This is a genomic window from Sulfitobacter sp. SK012 (assembly GCF_003352085.1).
Classification (GTDB): Bacteria; Pseudomonadota; Alphaproteobacteria; order Rhodobacterales; family Rhodobacteraceae; genus Sulfitobacter.
Window position 1 is genome coordinate 3,151,689 of sequence record NZ_CP025804.1, and the last position, 18,412, is coordinate 3,170,100.

Here is an 18,412-nt window from a genome sequence, read left to right on the forward strand (position 1 = left end):
CTAAGGCTGCACTGAATTTACGGTTGTCGTGAGTGATCGCTGACCCACACCTCGCTAGATGTCACATCCCGGACGGTAGTATGGCTGTTTCTTGAACAACTCCGGTTTGAGTATGTGCCAGTCCTTCATCTCTTGCAAGGGCGTCTTGCTGCCTAGGGCTGACTGAGGAAGTTGCTGGTTATAGAGCCAGACATATCGATGCAGGGTGGCTTCTAGTTCCTCCCCAGATTGGAAGTGGTGGCTTTGCAAGACGTCCTCAATCCGGCCGTTAAATCGCTCGACCATGCCGTTGGTTTGCGGCGACATCGGTGGCGTCAGGCGGTGGTCGATTTCCAGTTCGACACAAAGCTTGTCGAACTCATGTTTCCCAGTTTGGGCGCGTTTGCGCAGACCAAAAAGGCGGTCGGTGAATTCTTTTCCATTGTCCATTGCCCGGCAGGGTATTGCGCAGCAATGTCCCGAGAGGGGGTGAGTATGGTTCGGATGCGTATCGGGCAGGACCGCTCCAAGTCACGCAGAAAGCGGCGCGCATTGGCTGCCGTCTTGGTGTTGTAGACGCGGATAAAGACCCAGCGGGTGGCCCGGTCAATCGCGACAAACAGGTGGCGGCGGGACGTTTGATCCGCCATTCACTGCCCGTCAGGGTATCGCGCAGCGATGTCCCGAGAGGGTGAGGCAGGTACTTCACATCAATGTGGATGTATCCCGGCTCATAAGCCTTGAAGCCGCTGTGCTTGGGGCGGGCCACCTTTCCCTTGAGATCACGCAGGTTGCCTACGCCGTGCCGCCGCAGGCACCGATCCAGTCCGGAGCGCGAGACATCCGGGTTCAGGAACTCCCGCACCACCGCGAGCAAGTCATCCAGTGAGACAAGCAGCGTCTTGCGCAGCGCAACTGCGACGGCCTCCTGCACCGGCGTCAGCGTCGTTTGCAGTCGATGAGCGGTATGGCTGCGGTCATGTACACTGTCACGCTTGCGCCACTTCCAGACTGTCTGTTCGGTGATGCCAAACCGTTCAGCCAGAACCCATGCGGGTTCGTCGCTCGCTTGAATTTCCGCCCTTATCTTAGGTGTTGGCGTAGCCTGACTGTGAAGATTGATCAGCATTGGGCGTCCTCCCGGGCTTCCTCAAAAACCGATCTTGCAATGAAAAACGCAGAACGGCGAGGGTCTATGTGATCATCCGGGATGGAACACCTAGTCCCAAACCAGACCAATCGTTTTCACTATGGTGTCGCCTATTTCGTTAGCCTGCTGCCCGAACACATATTCGGCCAATGCCTAACAGTGCATGTAAGAAAAGGGCTGGCGCATTCCGATGTTTGGTTTGATTGCTTTGCTTGCTTGCCCAGTGCCGTGCGCTACGTTCGCCTTCGTTGGATTTTTCTATTGTTCAATTTTCTCAAGGCTTTACCTCGAAGTACGCCGCACAAAGAAAGCCCGCTAAAAATGTAACCACAGCGATCATGCGAAAGCTACTTTTCTTCGCCAAAGCTCTGATACCTGAAAATAAAAATGGACCCAGGAAGCTCCTTGACCAACACGGATACTCATGTGGGCACGTAGGCCACAACGCTGGATACTCGCATAGGGTTACCGTGGTGCTGCTGCCCCGCTCCAGACCGCCGATTTCTGTACTTACGGATTGCTCTGATACTCAAAAGTCCGATGCAGCCCCTCCAAAAGAGACGTCCGGGCACTTATACCCAGATCACTCTTAGCCTGCACTGTTGACCCGCATGAATTTCGGATATCCCCATCGCGCGCGGGGCCGTGCGAAAAGACTGGCTTACGGCCGGTCACCTGACTCAGCGCCGCAATAAGTTCCAGCAAACTCGTCTGGATGCCCGTAGCTACATTGTAGACAGACGGCGCAGTGTTTTCGAGGCTCATGGCGGCCAGAAAGAACCGCACAGCATCACCGACATAAATGAAATCACGTGTCTGCTTGCCGTCGCCATTTACGATAAAGGGTGCACCCCGTCCGATCCTGTCGGCAAAAACCGTGATCACACCGGAATAAGGCGAATGGGGGTCCTGTCCTGGACCGTAGATGTTGAACGGGCGCAGACCCACGGTGCGCAGACCGTGCAGTGTCTGGCCAACATTTGAATGCAATTCAGAGCCCAGCTTGTCCACGCCATAAGCCGAGGTCGGCGCTGGTAGACAGGTTTCCAGGATCGGGACCACCTCGACATTGCCGTAGATCGCAGCCGACGACGTGTAGACAACGGGCACGCGGCCTGCGTCGCGCGCGGCCTCGAGCACGGTGACCGTGCCCGTTTGGTTTGTCACATGACTCTCGCGCCAGGATTCGTTGCAAAGCTGGACAGAGGCGGCCGCAGCCAGATGAAACACCCCCTCGGCTCCCTCCATGGCATTTGCCAAGGCATGCGGATCGGCAACGCTGCCCTCGACCAGGCGCGCCCCGGCCACAAGGTTGGAGCGCTTGCCCGTGCTGAGATTGTCCAGCACAGTAACATCGTCCCCGCGCGCCGCGAGGGCCGTGCAGAGATGGCTGCCGACAAAGCCGCAACCTCCTGTAACCAAGACCCTCATGAGGGTCGCCCCGCAGGATCTAAGCCGCGAGCCATCACGGGCTCTTCCAAGTCGTTATGGTCGACCTTGGCCTTCTTGCTGAGCGCGAGGAGCGCTTCTTCGAACTGTTCGAGCAAGTCCTGCTTTAACACTTCTTCTGACGCGCCCTCTGCTTCTGGTTTGCCCGCTGCTTGCGGTGCAAGCAGTGTTGGCACCCATCTGGCTAAAAAAATCAGCATTGCGATGCCGATGCCGCCCGAAACGGCACCCAATATGGTCTGAACCATAACAGACAGGCCCACTGGATCAGGATTGGCTGCAGGGGCGTCAAGAATCTTTATCGCGGGACCGCGACTCGCACGCAGATCGACTGAAAGCTGCGCTTCTTCTGCGAGTTGCGCGATATTGCGCAGGCTGGTCTCAAAGATCTCAACGTCCAGCTCAAGACGCGCTAGCTTCTGATTGAGCCCCTCAAGCCGCGCAATCTCCTGCGCCACAGTCCACCCATTTCGCCCGGCTCCAGGCGCGGGTTGCGTCCCCGCTGCCGCGGCACCGAGCGTCCTTTGCCGCTCGATCAGGGCTTCGGTCTGCCTACCATAATCATAAAAACCATTCTCTTCCTTGAAGGCCGCGACTGCCGCACGGGCGCGTGTTAGTTCCTCACCCATACGCGTTTTTGCATCGAACAACGCACCACTAGCATCGATGTCCAATATCGCTTGACGTTCCAACAGATAGGTTTCGAACATAATCTTGACGAAATGCGTTGCCCGCATGGGGTCTTTGTCGAGGAAGCTTACATTAACGACATAGGTCCCGTCGATCCGCTTGATATCAAGGTTTTGGCGAAGGGCAGCGGGTGCTACCCCTGTCTTCGCCGACTGCTCCGCTGCCACCAGCACCCGGCGGCTGCTCAGGATCTCCATCTCCGTATGAATCGCCTCGTCAACGAATAAGCGAATGGGCTCACCCTTCCAAGTATTGCTCACCACGACATTCGGGAAATATTCTTTGTCGAAACGAAAGATCAGTGATCCTTCAGATTTGTAGACGGGCGGCGTCTGCCTGTGTATCATAAATGCCAATCCACCACTTACAACGGCCACCACAAAAACAAGCCACCTTAGGTCCCACAAGTACCTAAGGGCCTGAAACTCTGCCCCGCCTTTCGGTCTCTGGATATCTGCCTGGTACATTATTTAATAAACCTTCTACCGTCATCATGAATGTCTGTCGTTACGCTCTCGCCAAACCAGAGCGCTCGCCTAGATTCGGCATCATCTTTCCAGCCGCACCAGGAACTGCGTAAGAAAACGCAATAATCATCCAGAAATAAATTGGAAATGCGTCGTGAAGGAAAATTGATGTCACGAGATAGGCAAGAAGGCTATAGTTGATCGCCCGGGCGATCAATGAGTGGCTAGACCGACCGAAGCCTCCAATCTGCCAACAAAGGACAGTCCCTGGCAAGACGATCAGCGCAAAGAGCAGCATACCGATCAACCCCCGTTCTGCGAGCATCTCAAGCATTAAGCTGTGGGCCTGACGGTCCTGCCCGCGGGCCATCAGGCCGTGGATGTTCGCGGTATTTTGATAGAGAGCCTCGTATTGGTCGTAGCCTACCCCAAAAACGGGATGATCGGCAAAAAGATGCACTGCTACCAACATCTCTGACAGGCGGCCGGAAATCGCCTCGTCTTGGATATAGCCTTCGCCGTTCACGATCACGATCACGTCACCGACAGCCGCGTTCAGGCGGTCTAAATAAGACAGGTGAAAAAGTGTCGAGACGAGAAAACCCAACCCAACGACCAACACCAGCATTACCATCGGGAACACCACCCCGCGCCGCCTCAACAAGAACAACAGTCCCATGAGTGTCATCGCCACGAGCCCTCCGCGAGAATAGGTCAGAGCCACTGCCATGATGCTCAGCATGATCACAATGATATGGATCAGCCAGGCGAAGCGGTTGTTTGCCCGAACCGCCCCGATTACAGCAAAAGGCAGGCCGATCAGCAGAACTTGAGCGTAGTAGTTCGGGTCAGTCATAGGGCCATCGATGCGCCAACTGTCAATTTCGCCAGAGATATGGTGATAGGTCGCTATCCCGAATCCCCAAAACTCAAAATCGTAAAGACCTAGAGTATATTGCAGCGCAGTGATGGCGGCCAAAAGCCCAAGGCCCGCCACGACACCTGCAACTGCCGCCCCCATCCGACGATGATCGGTCAGCAACGCAACAAGGAGCAATGCAACGAACCCTGTCTTGGCTAAATTGAATGCCCCCTCGAACGCCAGGTTGGAAAACCGCGCCCAGCTTGCCGACGCTAGAAGATATGTGCTGCAAAGCATTAGAACGGCTCCGAAAGGCAGTACAAAACGGTTGAAGCCTCGCCCGCTCATGACATCACGCAGAAAAATCGTCAAAAGCATGACGATCAGGGCCTCAGTAAGGCTGCTGAAGCCCCAGGTGGCGGTCAAAACCTGCGCACTGTTGGTAAAAATGCTGAAAAAAGCCAGCCAAATCCCGGCACTTGGTGCAACAAAGCAGACAACAAACAGCAAAAGTACGCTTATGAGGGCGGCCAGCATTCCCAGACCACCTCCCATCGCCGCAGCAGCCACGGCTCCCACAACAACTAAGCAAACCCCGATCAACCGCAAATTTGACGCAGCAGGGGTGTAATGCGCCCAAGCCAACCTATTTGCCATCCGGGGCGAAAATGATTTTTCCGACAACCTGCAGGCACAGACGCAAATCGGTCCACAAGCTAGAGGTCGCGATATACTCAAGGTCTAGCCTGCATCTGTCGCTGAACGTGCCATTGCGCTGGAATAACTGCGCTGGACCCGCTATTCCGGGAAGAACGGAAAGCCGAGGCAACTGCCAGTTTTCGTAACGTTCCAATGGTACCGAACTGGCCCTTGGCCCGATTAACGACATTTCTCCGCGCAGCACATTCAAAAGTTGTGGCAATTCATCCAGACTTGTCTTGCGCAGAAAACGTCCAATGCGGGTTACCCTGGGATCATTCGTTATTTTGAAATCCGGCCAGGCGGCCTCGTTCAAATCCAGTAGCTTCAGCTTCAATTCTTCAGCACCAACAACCATCGTCCGAAATTTTAGTAAATTGAATGGTTCACCGCGACGCCCAAAGCGTCGATGACCAAACAGAGCAGCCCCCCCTCCATCGAGTTTGATCAACATCACGATAAGGATGCCTGCCGGCAAAACCAAAGGCGATGCGAGAAGAATTAAAAAAACATCGAATAATCTTTTGCTTGGCCTTTGCGTCAGAACTGGTATTGAAGCAGCTTCGCTAGCATCAAAAACATCAGAAATAAAAAATTTACTATTCAAAAATCCACCCTCGAAATATAAATATAATATCGTGATTGGAGAGCTTGGAAAATTTTAGCGCAGCCTGTAACTGCTAAAAAATTGCCGTCCGATTTAGATTGATTCGCCATAAAAAAATTTCTAATAACGTTTAAATATCACTAGGAGAGAAACCTATCAACGGTTAGTAGGTAATTGATAAAAAATGCAACTTATCATAGAAAAATTAAAAGCCGCCCAACACTCCAATTGTATGATATGGCAGATCATCTGCCATACCTGGTAGGAAAGTGTTCCATCCCGGATGATCACATAGACCCTCGCCGTTCTGCGTTTTTCATTGCAAGATCGGTTTTTGAGGAAGCCCGGGAGGACGCCCAATGCTGATCAATCTTCACAGTCAGGCGACAACAACGCCTAAGATACGGGCTGCCATCCAGGCGGGCGATGGGCCCGCATGGGTTCTAGCTGAGCGTTTTGGCACAACTGAACAGACGGTTTGGAAATGGCGCAAGCGCGACAGTGTACATGACCGCAGCCATACCGCTCATCGACTGCAAACGACGCTGACGCCGGCGCAGGAGGCTGTCGCGGTTGCGCTGCGTAAGACGCTGCTTGTCTCGCTGGATGACCTGCTGGCTGTGGTGCGGGAATTCCTGAACCCGGATGTGTCACGCTCGGGCTTGGATCGGTGTCTGCGACGGCACGGCGTGGGCAACCTGCGTGATCTCAAGGGAAAGGTGGCCCGTCCCAAGCACAGTGGCTTTAAAGCTTATGAACCAGGGTACATCCACATCGATGTGAAATACCTGCCTCAAATGGCGGACCAAACGTCCCGCCGCTACCTGTTTGTCGCGATTGACCGGGCCACCCGCTGGGTCTTTATCCGCGTCTACAACAGTAAGACAGCGGCCAATGCGCGTCGCTTTCTGCGGGATTTGGAGCGGTCCTGCCCGATACGCATCCGAACCATACTCACGGACAATGGAAAAGAATTCACCGACCGTCTCTTTGGCCTGCGTAAACGCGCCCAAACCGGCAACCATGAGTTCGACAAGCTTTGTGTCGAACTGGAAATCGACCACCGCCTGACGCCACCGATGTCGCCGCAAACCAACGGCATGGTCGAGCGATTTAACGGCCGGATTGAGGACGTCTTGCAAAGCCACCACTTCCAATCTGGGGAGGAACTAGAAGCCACCCTGCATCGATATGTCTGGCTCTATAACCAGCAACTTCCTCAGTCAGCCCTAGGCAGCAAGACGCCCTTGCAAGAGATGAAGGACTGGCACAAACTTAACCCCAGTCTGTTCAAGAAACAGCCATACTACCGTCCGGGATGTGACCGGTAAGCCAAACTATTGAACCTGCGCAATGCTAGCGCCCGCAGCACAGAAAGTAGTTCAAGCAAATGGTCAGCAGCCTTTTTGGGACATCCGCACCTAAGGCTAGACATCTGACACCCACCCAATGGAGCTGTGTTACCGAATGGTTGTTTTCTGCCCCAGATAAGGACCTTCAAAGAACATCTGGCGCGACCCGCGCTATCTGGTTCAATCCGCTACTGCAATTTACTTTTTAGAATGAATAATCCTGACATGGGGGAAAAATTTGATGGTCATGGCTTGTCTCGAGGCGGTTGTACTAATTTGTCTGAGCTTACAATTCTACCACTATGTACTATACCCGCTGTTGCTTGGCATTATCTGGTGGCTTCGCCGGGGCCGCCCTGCCCCGGCCGGTAACGGCCCGTATAGAGTATCGCTGATTATTAGCGCCTTCAACGAGGAACGGGTTATTGCTGACAAACTGCGCAACTGTGCGCAGCTCGTGCCTGCGCCGGTCGAGGTCATCCTCGTGTGCGACGGCTCTGATGACCACACGGCTGAGATTGCGCGCGGGCTCGACCTGCCAGGCTTGACCCTTCACGTGATGCATCGGCCCGAGCGGCAAGGAAAATCCGCCGCGATGAATCGTGCTGCGGATTGCGCCATAGGTGACATTCTGCTTTTCTCTGACGCAAACGCTTTTTACTTGCCCGAAACGATCGGTGCCATCACGAGAGAATTCCGCGACCCCAGCGTGGCAGTGGTCAGCGGTGCCAAGAAAATCTTGGAGGAGCCGGCCAAGGCTTCCAGCGTCGGCCAAGCCGACGGTCTCTACTGGCGCTATGAGGCCTTCATCCGTAAATGCGAAAGCGACCTCGGCACAACCGTGGCGTCAGTGGGCGAGATCCTGTCGATCCGCCAAGAGTACTGGCGACCGATCCCGCCTGGCACGGTCAACGACGACGCCTGGATGACTCTAGTCTCGCTGGCGCAGGGGCTGAACGTGCGCTTTGCGCCTGACGCAATAAGCCTCGAAGAGGCAAGCCCGGACGCCAACTTTGAAGCGACCCGCCGACGCCGGATCAATTCGGGGCGTTTGAAGCTCCTGGGTACGCGCGAGGTCTGGCCCTTACGGCGGCCTCGGGTACTGCTGGCCTTGCTGTCGCATAAAGTACTCAGAGTGCTTTTACCGATCCCCATGATAGCAGGTTTCGTAGCCAATCTGGCAGTGGTTATGTGGCCAAAGGCCTCTGTGTTGATGGACGTGACTTTGTTAGTGCAACTCGCGGCATTGGGACTTGGTGTAGCAGGCCATTTTTTCAGCATTTCAGGCAGAAAGGCTCGACTGCCATCACTTGCCTATCACGTCCTAAGGGGGAATGTATCGGCGCTGCTGGCCATGTATGATGTAATGCGCGGGCAGTCTCACACGATTTGGCAAAAGCCTCCGCGCTGATGCCTAAGAAGCAAGGCCATTAGGGAGCAAAAGCTGTTTCTAAGCTTCGCCAGAATAGGCCCTCATCGTGCTTTCAATCATGGTATCGACGCTGAACTCGGTTTCGACTAACTTCCGCGCAGCATCAGCGACGCGCCTGCGCCTGGGCTCATCGGGGATCAAAAGGTCGAGCAGACGGGTGATGGCCTCCACAGAGGCTGGAGGCGCAAAGAAGGCTGTCCTGTCATGTTCGAGCACCGCCGCGATGCCCGGCAGATCAGATGAAAGTACCGGAACGCCCTGCCTGCAGGCTTCGAGTATTGAATAGGGCAACCCTTCACTGATCGACGGCTGGCACATCAGGTCGAGCCCCGAAAGGATGCAAGGAATATCGATGCGGAAGCCGGCGAAATGGATGATATGCTCAAGCCCGTGCCGCGCTACCTCTGCCCGCAGCGCGGCCTCGTCCGGCCCTTTACCTACGATAAACAGCCGCGCACGCGCCCTGTTCTCTTCACTTAACTGCAGCAACGCCTCGAATAGGAACCGGTGGCCCTTGATAACGTCTAGGCGCGTGATGGCCCCAATAATGAAAGTGTCTTCTGGCCAGCCAGCCTCTGCCCGCAGATTGCAGGCGACGGGTGTCTCCGTCAGCGGATCGATGCCGTTGCGACTGAGGGTCACGCGCCGCGCTGGGATGTAGATGTCGTCCTTTAGATAGGCTTCGACAGAAGTTGATACCACGATGAATCGAAAGCCCGCCCAATTGCACAGCCTCAGCGCGCCCTCGTGGATTTGTTTGCGCGGCAGATCGGGATGTGTGGCGCGATAGACGGAATGGACCGTTGCGACTCGGTTGGGTACTCGTGCGAAAACGGCCGCCAGCGCCCCCCAAATCTGCGACTGCATGTTGTGAAGATCGACCACCGCTCGTCCGCGTGCCAGACGCGCGAGATCCAGAATTAGCCGTGGGTCGCCCCTCTTGCGGCGGAGCGGTTCCACATTCATTCCCTCTTTCTCCAGATCGCGATGCAGTTGCGAGCCGGACAGGGCGGCGACAAGGTAGGGGTGCCCATGCGCCTCACACCACCGCGCGGTCTGGATCACGCGAACATCCGCGCCACCAAAAGCGCGCGACAGACATACGATGAGGCAGGACTGAGATCTATTCGGATCGGCACCGACATCCGCCTGAAAGAGAATGGACATTCTGGTTCGCAATCCCAATACTTATCAAATCGAGTCTTCCTTTCAGGCTTGGACCCAAAAAGCAACCAAATCGGGCAGAGAGCAGAATGAGTAAAAGCAGAGCCCGGGGTCGCGGACGGATCATCCACATGATCGATGGCTTGGGTCATGGCGGAGCCGAGCGCCTTATGACACCAATACTGTCTGGCCTGGCCAAGGTTGGGTATGATGTGCAGGTCATCGCGCTGCAGAACAAAGATGGCAACCAAGAGGCGGAGCGGCTGAAGGATCATGGTGTGCCGGTGCGCAGCCTGCCCATTGACAAGCTCAAGCGCGCGGACCAGATCGCCGCGGCTCTTTGGGCGTTACGCGCAGACAAGCCCGGATTGATCCATGCCCATCTGCAGTTCTCGATCATTCTATCAGGCCTGGCCCGCTGCACCCTTGGCATCCCCTCCGTAGTGACGCTGCACACCGATCAATCCGGTACAGGGTTTGACCGCGAGACCTTGCGCTTCGGGCTTAGTAACGCCTTCATGAACCGCTGCTGCGACCGGGTGATCTGCTTGACCGAAGCATCAAAACGGCACGCTGTGGCGCAGGGATTAGACCGGGCCCCGCTTGCGGTTTTGCCAAATGGTATTGACCTTGCCCCTTATGGTGCAGCGCCTCTCCATGTCCGCGCGGCGCTGCGCCATCGGCTTGGTCTGGCTGAGGACGATACGGTGCTGATCTCAGTCGCGGTTCTGCGCCCTGAGAAAGGCCTCGACCGCCTGATCGCTGCGTTGGATAGGCTGGTCATAACCCATCCCCGACTAAAGCTAGTCATAGTCGGTGATGGGGCACAAAAAGAAGCGCTGCTCCGGCAGATCGCCCGCGCTGGCCTGGAGAACCGCGTCCTAATGACAGGCTACCGCACCGACATCCCCGACCTTTTGGCAATTGCAGATGTCTTTGTTCTGCCGACCCTGGCCGATGCCTTGCCAACTGTTGTCATTGAGGCAATGGCGAGCCGGCTGCCAGTGATCGCGAGCAACGTGGGCGGGTTGCCCGAGATGATCGGCGATGATGAGGGGCAGCTCGTGCCACCCGACAATGTCCCTGCCCTGGCAGACGCCATCGCAGGAGTGCTTCGTGACGACCCCACACGTCTGGCTATGGGCGCGCGCGCTCTTGACCGCGCACAAATAGAGTTTTCCATCGAAACTCAGGTTGCAAGGCTCTCTGCACTTTATGATACGCTGATGAAACCCGGAATTAAACGATGAAACGAATTGCTATCGTCGAAACAGATGCACGCGGCGGGCTTATTCATTTCGCCTATCATATGGCCGATGCCCTTGCCGCTGAGGGATCCGATGTCACGCTGGTGACCGGCAGCGATTACGAGCTGGCAGCGCAACCGCATCGGTTCAGCGCCCGACCCATACTCAAACTCTGGCCGCAGTTCGACCAGAGTAGCGCAAACCCACTGCTACGGCGGGTCCGGCGGGCTTGGCGCGCCTTCGTGCTGTTGCGCGAATGGAGTCGGCTAACGCTGTATCTGCTGCGCTCCAAGCCCGACGTCGTGATCTTCAGCATCGTGCGCTTTCCGTTTCTGGCTATTTTCCTCAAGGTCCTGCACGCAAGCGGGATAGACCTTACTCAGCTCTGTCACGAGTTTGAAAAACGCGACGAAACACCCGGTTTCTGGCACCGGGTCGAAGACCGTCTGTTTGCGGCGACCTACCGGCAATTCTCATCCATTTTCTTTCTGTCGCAGAATATCCGTGACGATTTTCTGGCTCGCCATGCGATACCTGCGCGGACATGCCTACTGCCCCATCCACCACAGCATGCCCTTCTCGGCTCGGACCTACCAGTCGAGACGGTTCAGAACCGGTTAGGGCTGTCGCCCAAAGATCGCATCGTCCTTTTCTTTGGCCTTCTGCGCCCCAGCAAGGGGGTCGATGACCTAGTCCAAGCCTTTTCATTGCTCGGCGATATGCATCATCTAAAACTTGTGATCTGCGGCTATCCAAGCAATAACTTCGACACGCGCGCGATTCAAGCTCTGGCGGAGCAACTGGGTGTCACTTCGCGCACGGTTTTTGCGTTCGAATACCTGCCAAACGACGCTGTGGCTCCGCTACTTTCACTCGCCGAAGTAGTAGTGTTTCCTTATCGCAACGCCACCGCCAGCGGAGCGCTGGCGCTGGCGCAGGGCTTGGGTCGTCCAGTGGTGGCGACCTCTGTCAGCGGGCTTACCGAAGCGATTGAGCATGGCGTTACGGGACGGCTCGCAGCACCTGGCATGCCGCAGTCCCTAGCAGCTGAGATCCGAGCCGTTCTTGAAGATGCCGCAGCAGCCGACGGTATGGGCTTGGCCGCGCGCCGCCTTTTCGATGAGGAACGCAGCTGGCATGTGCTAGCGACCCGATTGCTAGCCTGTCTTGACAAGCGCGACCCGCAGGAGCGCAGATAGAGGCCAGTACGCAGTACAACTCTGAGCAACTAGTCGTGCCGGATTTTCAGACGCAGCTGCTGCAAGCTAGTGGGGGCAGCTAAATGCGAGCAACTCCGTTTTACGGTTGTCGGCGCTATCTCAACCGAGCTGCGTGCAAGAATGCTGACGGAACGCACTTCGAAGACCATACCTCGCAAAACCATCAATGGGAAGGAATGAGAACTCGCCCAGCGGACGTACCCCATCTCTAAGGGAAAATCAAAGGCCGTCGTGGCGGCAGCGTTGATGCTGTCAGGCTTCGGGGTATGGAGATTCCTTGTCGCGATGCGGATCAGTCGCGTCTCGCTATGGCTGCAATCAGAAAGGCCTCCGTCGAGCCCGTGCCGTTCGCGCGAAACAGGAGCCCTTCTGCTCTCTTACGGAAGCCACATCGTCTAAACCAGCGCGTTTTATGCGATGCACATGCGCTCTCACCAGTTGGCAATCCTGATTTTAATGAGCGACGGCGCTCTAGGCCTGTACTTCATGGCAGCGCCTATTCCCAAGATTGCGATCATTGCCGTTTCCGGTTCGCTGACACGGGCCACCTTCCCTACCCTTACCCTTGTGGTCGACAAGGCCGATCAGCTGAGGGGGGTATATCTAAGCGCGGTGGCGGACAGTATGGGTTTGATGGCACTTATCTCCCTTGGGCTCGCGTCTTTGGCTCTTTTAATGACGGTGGTCCCCTTCCGTGACAGCTGAGCGCACGCTTGGCCGGTCCTCGCCATCCTTGCCCTGACCAGCCTACAAGTGACGCTGGGTTGGAAAGTGGGGGAAATGATCAAGTCCATGGGCCTTCTCGCCACATGGGGCGCGGCCCCACAGAGCCAACGCTTAGACGTCGTCTGGCGGCTATCTTGATGGTCGAGATCGAAACAGTGGCCTTGCGGCTGACCTAACATGAGCCGGTCTGCAGGCGTTGAAATCGACCGGCCAGACCCTGCGCGCTGTGAGCGTGCTCATTGCGGCAGCGGCGTTGGTGGCAGCGATCTTGCTCGGCCCGCAGGGCCACTTCAAGATTTATCTGGTTCCGACCCTCACTCTTGTGGTCGCCATCGTTATCGATGCATTATCCTATTTTGCGCTAATGTTTGCCCATTAACGAAAACGTGTATTGCAGGTAATCGAGTTGAATCGAAATTGACCGCGATATCAGCGCCTCAAATATTGACAATAGTGCACGAAATGGCATGTTTCTCAGAACTGCACGATACCCGAAAATGATCTCGATAACCTGGTAGAAGAATTGCGAATGAAAATGAAAAGACGCAGCTTTGGAATGCTCGGATTGTCCTGGCTGATCTATCCCTTCACGGCAGGGCAGAGCCTTGCGGGTGTCGACACTCCATCGTTAAAAAAACAAATTGAGGATTTCAAGAAGCGCGTCAGGCGATACCGACGCCCCTATGGTGGCACGGCACCCTGGAACATAAAGGTCAACGGCCTGCCCCGTCTTAAAGAATCACGCAAGGCCTCCGATCTGCTATGGCTGAAATCTCCCAACCGCGAGGGAAACTTCAATCTCAGTTTCGACGCCTACACTTACCCCGTGTATCACGCCGTAGAAGCCACAGGCGTGATCAATGTCAGGACAAAGTGGAGCGGCAACCTCGACGGCAAACGCATCCCTTGGAACGCAACCTGGACGCCGGCACCAGGTAACGACAGGCAGGTGATCATACTCGACGCGGCAAACGGACGCGAATGGAACCTCTTTCAGGTCAAGGTGCGCGGCTCGACGCTGCACGCAACAAACGGTAACCTTGTGCCGGGCGATTATCGGAGCCGCACGAAGGGCTACCCGCCGTCTCGTGGCATCGGCATACCCTATCTCGCCATGCTGGTGCGACCCGAAGAAATAGCTGGCGGCCGCATCGCACATGCCTTGTCCATGCCAGTGTCGAACCCCAGTGGCAGGACTTTTGTGGCCCCGGCAACAAAGCTCGAGAACGCCACTGGCAGGGGCGGCATTCCGATCGGCATGCGGTTTGCCATCGATGTCACAGAGAAGGACATTCAGACTTGGGTGAGCCGTCAGCGCGATTTCACCCCACAGTTGCGTCATGCTGCCGTCGTGATCGCCAGAGCACTGCGCGATTACGGCTGGTTCGTCACCGACAACGCTGGAAGCGCAAGTTTCCAGTTCGAGGCCAACGTCAGCGCCGCGGGTGATTGGTATCTACTTGGCCTGTCGCAAACTGGGTCCAACGCCCGGGTCTTCCCGCGTGATCTGCTCGACGGCCTGATTACACGTGATAGGGTCTATGCTATTGCTCCCAGTAATTATTATACCCGAGGCTGAGGCCTCTAAGCGCGTGCCTCGGTGCGAGCGCTGCATCAGAGGGGCGCTCGAAAACGAATGCGAAACAGCCTCACTCTTCGGCCAACCGCCCATAAATAGGCTAAAAAAGTTGGGCCCACTCGGTGAGAGCTACAGTGCAGTAATCCTTGAAATTCTGGCCGCGGTAGGGGCAGCGCTCTTGGTAGAAACGGTTAAGAGCTGAGACTAAAAGGTTAACCGATTTCCGCAAACTTCGCGTCTGCCTGAAGCAAAGTACGTCACATTATCATCGTCATGTCCTATGCTTGTCATGCAAGCCCATGGCTTGCGTATCCATTCAGGCCTCATGCGAAGACGGCGGCTGACCATACTCAAACACGGTCCCTTACGACCAAGCCCATACCGATCCAGCCGCCACCATTGCCCGCCAAAATTGACTTGGTGGGCAATGGCTCAATCTTTGCAGATCGATGGGGAAAACATAAGACAAGCCCTGATACAGGACAACAACCGGCAGCTTTTTTTGACGTCGACCTAACGTGCTGAAGTCAGGGACCTCCCAGTCAAGGTCGATCAACTTCAACAGGCTCCTCACAAGGCCCATTGTCTGCCTCAATGGCATTTCAAACAGCATTTACAAAATGAGTCTGGCTTGGATCGCTGTAGCGTGGATGGCGGGCCCGCTTGCCCGCCAGCATAGCATTCCACCTGGCCTCTGGGCTGAATCAAATGGTCAGTGACCTCGGTTGTTTCAGGACCTCGTTGTACTCAGGCCAGTTTCTCGTGTGGGAAATCGGGGGTAGTTTTGCTCACAGGCACAAGCTACCAAGACGGATTGACGACGTGAATCCCAAGCACAAGAATATTTGCGCTGCAAAGCCGCTTCGCGGCTGCAAACGCATGGTTACCAGCGTTTAAAGTAGAGCCAAGAAATTTTTAGTTATCAAGCACCGCGCCATTATTCCAGCCCCTGAAATCGCGTTTTAGGCCCATAGTTGCGCCAACGTCAGACATATCAGACGCGGGTAAGCAAGAGTTCTTGGTGATTCTGTTCTCAACTCCAGCGAACCAAAAGTCTGGAACGAGAACAGCCTCTGAGGTATGTGCCGAAATCCGCCGCTCACACCCCATATCCTTGATCAGCTGTTTTTCCCCCTCTTTGATAGCTTCCACAGGCAAAGAACTGCAAGACACCGGCCAATACCAGCCCAAAATGCAGGCTGCCCAAATCAAACCTTATTTTCGCCCGATTAATTAACCATATCGGCTGCTGATGTCTGATCATCCCATGCTATTTACGGTTCCATTTCGCGGAGCTGGACTAACGAAAAAAAGATGGAAAGAACTTCTATGCAAAATGTCATTGATTATACACGTCCATTTGGTCCAAATGCGCCTTGGAATATCTCTGTTGAAAACCTGTCGATCGATGAAAACAGTGACGATCTGGCAAGCCTTCTATGGAACGATTCCTCGACGGACAGACCTCTACGCAACTTCAACATCAACAATGTTGAATACACCTACCCAGTATACGAGGTCACCTCGAGCACTCCTTTTTTCGAGGTGGTCGACCGCAATGGGTGGGGCAACTTGGGCGGAACCGAAATCCCATTCGATCCCTCGTGGAAGGCCGCCCCAGGTTCGGATGCTCAGATAATTATTCTTGATCCTTCAACGGGACGTGAATGGGATCTTTTTCAAGCCTCTTTTGATGGTGAAAAAGTTCATGTAACAAACGGCAATCTTGTTTCCGGTTGGGGCGGTTCAGACAACTATTTCGAAAGAGAAGTCGGTTTCGAACCATCCAGAGGTGCCGGGATACCCTACCTAGCCATGCTTGTACGACCCGAAGAGGTTGAGCAGGGCCGCATCGAACACGCGCTTTCTATGCCGATCCGCAACACCAGCGGAAGCGAATTTGCCGCTCCTGCAACTAAAATTGAATACCCGGGTGTTCGTCCTGACGGCATTCCCGAAGGCACTCGTTTTGCACTCAACGTATCCTATGCCGAAATCGACGCGCATCTGGCCAGCCTGCCAAGTGACATTCCGCAAGTTACGTTAGCCAGTCTCCGTGTCATCATGGTCGCCATGAAGGAATTCGGCTGGTTCATTACTGACACGTCGGGGTCCACACACTTCCAACTCGAGGCCACAACCTCAGCTAAAGAGGAATGGCAGCAGTTAGGCCTTGTTGACAAGGAATTTGATTTTGGTGTCTATCCTCGTGATGCGCTTGATGGGCTCATTCAGGAAGACAACATCGTTGCGTACGGGCCTAGTGACAATTACCCGACCGTAGAACTGGAACCTCTAACGCCGACTGAACCTAGTACGGCTGTGGGCTCTTCAGGCGACGAACAGCCGACGGATGAGCCTATTGGTGGCAGCGGCGGTGCAAGGATTCAAAGCGTTCTGGTTGGTACGGCAGACAACATTATTTTTGCCGGAGATCGGAGCGACGATGAGTTCTATAGTGGCGCTGGCAACGACACGTTATATGGAGGTGCCGGTAACGACACCATCAGCTCTGGGTTGGGAAACGACCAGGTCGGCGGCGGTGCAGGCAATGACGAACTTTGGGGCGGCGCTGGAAACGACACTTTATATGGAGGTGCCGGTAACGACACCGTCGGCTCTGGCTCGGGAAATGACCAGGTCCGCAGCGGTGCAGGCAATGACGAACTTTGGGGCGGCGCTGGAAACGACACTTTATATGGAGGTGCCGGTAACGACACCGTCGGCTCTGGCTCGGGAAATGACCAGGTCCGCAGCGGTGCAGGCAGTGACATGATCTGGGCGGGGGTCGGCAACGACGCGATTTATACTGCAAATGGCAATGACACGATTTTTGGGGCAACCGGCGATGACGAAATCTGGGCTGCTGCTGGGAACGACTTAGCCTATGGAAGTGCAGGTAACGACACCGTCGGCTCTGGGTCGGGAAACGACCAGGTCGGCGGCGGTGCAGGCAATGACGAACTTTGGGGCGGCGCTGGAAACGACCTGCTGAACGGCGGCACCGGAAACGACCTGCTGAACGGCGGCAGAGGTAATGACACCCTGCGCGGTGGTCGAGATGCCGACACGCTGGTATTTTCGTCCGGGACAGACCAAGTGATCGGCTTCTATGCAGGAGACCAGATTGATCTGTCAGGTGTGGCCTCGATCATCGGGTTTGCCGATCTGCAAGGCAATCACCTCTCGGGAGCGGTCAACGCGGTGATTGACGACGGATTGGGGAATACTATGACGCTAGCGGGCATCGGTTCTGGTACCTTGGATGCGGACGATTTCATCTTCTGACACTATCAGTATAATACGGTTCTAGGAAAAGCTCGGGCCACGTGTCTTAGATTTCTAAATATCCAGCCATCGACCGGGGCGTGTTTCGGATACCCAACTAACAACATGCGGGTTAGCAATTCAGCATCAATCGATGGACAGCCTGTGCTACTATAAAACGACGTCAGATTATGGCTGCATGTCCGAGAGATTGACGAAGCTGTCAATGGACCCAGGCTGATAATCCTGCGGATCGGGATCGTCTATCGAGAGTATTTAAAACAATGTGCCCTGCGCCTCTATCAGACACTTCGAACCTACCCTTGGTTATCTCTTTGACGCGATGCGAGCCGCTTGGCCGTCAATAGCAAAATTTTCTTGATTTGACGCAGCCGGTAAATATGTCCACGCCTTGTGGGCTTTTGGCTAGCTTTGGCTGTTCACCATCCTTTGCCATGTCATCAACCTGGAGAAATTTTTTGGGTCGACCCTTACAATATTTGATAATTATAAACGATAAAT

Annotated in this window: 13 protein-coding genes and 2 pseudogenes; 8 read left to right on the forward strand and 7 right to left on the reverse strand. The window is 55.2% G+C overall.

Features of this window, described 5'->3' with window-relative positions:
- Positions 1-54: 54 nt before the first annotated feature.
- The 5 genes and pseudogenes from C1J03_RS15415 to C1J03_RS15435 form a co-directional block, all read right to left on the reverse strand.
- Positions 55-1,108: pseudogene (locus tag C1J03_RS15415) on the reverse strand (integrase core domain-containing protein).
- A gap of 531 nt (positions 1,109-1,639) precedes the next feature.
- A complete protein-coding gene (locus tag C1J03_RS15420; protein WP_114887396.1) occupies positions 1,640-2,560 on the reverse strand; it encodes an NAD-dependent epimerase/dehydratase family protein in 921 nt (306 codons plus the stop codon).
- Positions 2,557-3,615 (reverse strand): hypothetical protein, encoded by a 1,059-nt coding sequence (locus C1J03_RS15425; RefSeq protein ID WP_162798556.1) that lies wholly within the window; start codon positions 3,613-3,615, stop codon positions 2,557-2,559. The genes C1J03_RS15420 and C1J03_RS15425 overlap by 4 nt, the downstream gene beginning before the upstream one ends.
- Positions 3,616-3,775: 160 nt before the next feature.
- The gene (locus C1J03_RS15430) at positions 3,776-5,254 is read right to left on the reverse strand and encodes an O-antigen ligase family protein (RefSeq protein ID WP_114887398.1); all 1,479 of its coding nucleotides are present in this window, start codon (positions 5,252-5,254) and stop codon (positions 3,776-3,778) included.
- Complete coding sequence (locus C1J03_RS15435) at positions 5,244-5,903, reverse strand: sugar transferase (RefSeq protein ID WP_302661604.1); 660 nt, start codon at positions 5,901-5,903, stop codon at positions 5,244-5,246. Before C1J03_RS15435 ends, C1J03_RS15430 begins: the two co-directional genes overlap by 11 nt.
- A gap of 359 nt (positions 5,904-6,262) precedes the next feature.
- On the opposite strand from C1J03_RS15435, the gene C1J03_RS15440 reads away from it, so the two are divergent.
- Together C1J03_RS15440 and C1J03_RS15445 are read left to right on the forward strand one after the other, a co-directional pair.
- Entirely contained in the window at positions 6,263-7,234 is a 972-nt protein-coding gene (locus C1J03_RS15440; RefSeq protein ID WP_114887400.1) for an IS481 family transposase, read from the forward strand.
- 262 nt (positions 7,235-7,496) lie between these two features.
- Entirely contained in the window at positions 7,497-8,666 is a 1,170-nt protein-coding gene (locus C1J03_RS15445; protein ID WP_114887401.1) for a glycosyltransferase, read from the forward strand.
- Between the two features lie 39 nt (positions 8,667-8,705).
- Here C1J03_RS15445 and C1J03_RS15450 read toward each other — a convergent pair whose 3' ends face one another.
- Positions 8,706-9,854 (reverse strand): glycosyltransferase family 4 protein, encoded by a 1,149-nt coding sequence (locus C1J03_RS15450; protein ID WP_114887402.1) that lies wholly within the window; start codon positions 9,852-9,854, stop codon positions 8,706-8,708.
- Positions 9,855-9,940: 86 nt separating this feature from the next.
- On the opposite strand from C1J03_RS15450, the gene C1J03_RS15455 reads away from it, so the two are divergent.
- The 5 genes from C1J03_RS15455 (at position 9,941) to C1J03_RS15475 (ending at position 14,623) form a co-directional block, all read left to right on the forward strand.
- Positions 9,941-11,101: a glycosyltransferase gene (locus C1J03_RS15455; protein WP_114887403.1), complete on the forward strand. Its 1,161-nt coding sequence runs from the start codon at positions 9,941-9,943 to the stop codon at positions 11,099-11,101.
- Entirely contained in the window at positions 11,098-12,297 is a 1,200-nt protein-coding gene (locus C1J03_RS15460) for a glycosyltransferase family 4 protein (RefSeq protein ID WP_114887404.1), read from the forward strand. Before C1J03_RS15455 ends, C1J03_RS15460 begins: the two co-directional genes overlap by 4 nt.
- A gap of 444 nt (positions 12,298-12,741) precedes the next feature.
- Complete coding sequence (locus tag C1J03_RS15465; protein ID WP_162798557.1) at positions 12,742-13,023, forward strand: oligosaccharide flippase family protein; 282 nt, start codon at positions 12,742-12,744, stop codon at positions 13,021-13,023.
- 217 nt (positions 13,024-13,240) lie between these two features.
- Entirely contained in the window at positions 13,241-13,423 is a 183-nt protein-coding gene (locus tag C1J03_RS15470; RefSeq protein WP_114887406.1) for a hypothetical protein, read from the forward strand.
- Between the two features lie 150 nt (positions 13,424-13,573).
- Complete coding sequence (locus C1J03_RS15475; protein ID WP_162798558.1) at positions 13,574-14,623, forward strand: hypothetical protein; 1,050 nt, start codon at positions 13,574-13,576, stop codon at positions 14,621-14,623.
- Between the two features lie 469 nt (positions 14,624-15,092).
- Here C1J03_RS15475 and C1J03_RS25780 read toward each other — a convergent pair.
- A pseudogene (locus C1J03_RS25780) lies at positions 15,093-15,396 on the reverse strand (transposase); the annotation flags it as partial.
- Between the two features lie 556 nt (positions 15,397-15,952).
- Here C1J03_RS25780 and C1J03_RS15490 point away from each other — a divergent pair.
- The gene (locus tag C1J03_RS15490) at positions 15,953-17,911 is read left to right on the forward strand and encodes a calcium-binding protein (RefSeq protein ID WP_162798560.1); all 1,959 of its coding nucleotides are present in this window, start codon (positions 15,953-15,955) and stop codon (positions 17,909-17,911) included.
- The last annotated feature ends 501 nt before the right edge of the window (positions 17,912-18,412 follow it).

What these genes read in the sequence shown, in the direction of transcription:
- C1J03_RS15420 (WP_114887396.1), bottom strand. Translation starts at nt 2,560, where the DNA reads ATGAGGGTCTTGGTTACAGGAGGTTGCGGCTTTGTCGGCAGCCATCTC.
- C1J03_RS15425 (WP_162798556.1), bottom strand. Translation starts at nt 3,615, where the DNA reads ATGATACACAGGCAGACGCCGCCCGTCTACAAATCTGAAGGATCACTG.
- C1J03_RS15430 (WP_114887398.1), bottom strand. Translation starts at nt 5,254, where the DNA reads ATGGCAAATAGGTTGGCTTGGGCGCATTACACCCCTGCTGCGTCAAAT.
- C1J03_RS15440 (WP_114887400.1), top strand. Translation starts at nt 6,263, where the DNA reads ATGCTGATCAATCTTCACAGTCAGGCGACAACAACGCCTAAGATACGG.
- C1J03_RS15445 (WP_114887401.1), top strand. Translation starts at nt 7,497, where the DNA reads ATGGTCATGGCTTGTCTCGAGGCGGTTGTACTAATTTGTCTGAGCTTA.
- C1J03_RS15450 (WP_114887402.1), bottom strand. Translation starts at nt 9,854, where the DNA reads ATGTCCATTCTCTTTCAGGCGGATGTCGGTGCCGATCCGAATAGATCT.
- C1J03_RS15455 (WP_114887403.1), top strand. Translation starts at nt 9,941, where the DNA reads ATGAGTAAAAGCAGAGCCCGGGGTCGCGGACGGATCATCCACATGATC.
- C1J03_RS15460 (WP_114887404.1), top strand. Translation starts at nt 11,098, where the DNA reads ATGAAACGAATTGCTATCGTCGAAACAGATGCACGCGGCGGGCTTATT.
- C1J03_RS15465 (WP_162798557.1), top strand. Translation starts at nt 12,742, where the DNA reads ATGCGCTCTCACCAGTTGGCAATCCTGATTTTAATGAGCGACGGCGCT.
- C1J03_RS15475 (WP_162798558.1), top strand. Translation starts at nt 13,574, where the DNA reads ATGAAAATGAAAAGACGCAGCTTTGGAATGCTCGGATTGTCCTGGCTG.
- C1J03_RS15490 (WP_162798560.1), top strand. Translation starts at nt 15,953, where the DNA reads ATGCAAAATGTCATTGATTATACACGTCCATTTGGTCCAAATGCGCCT.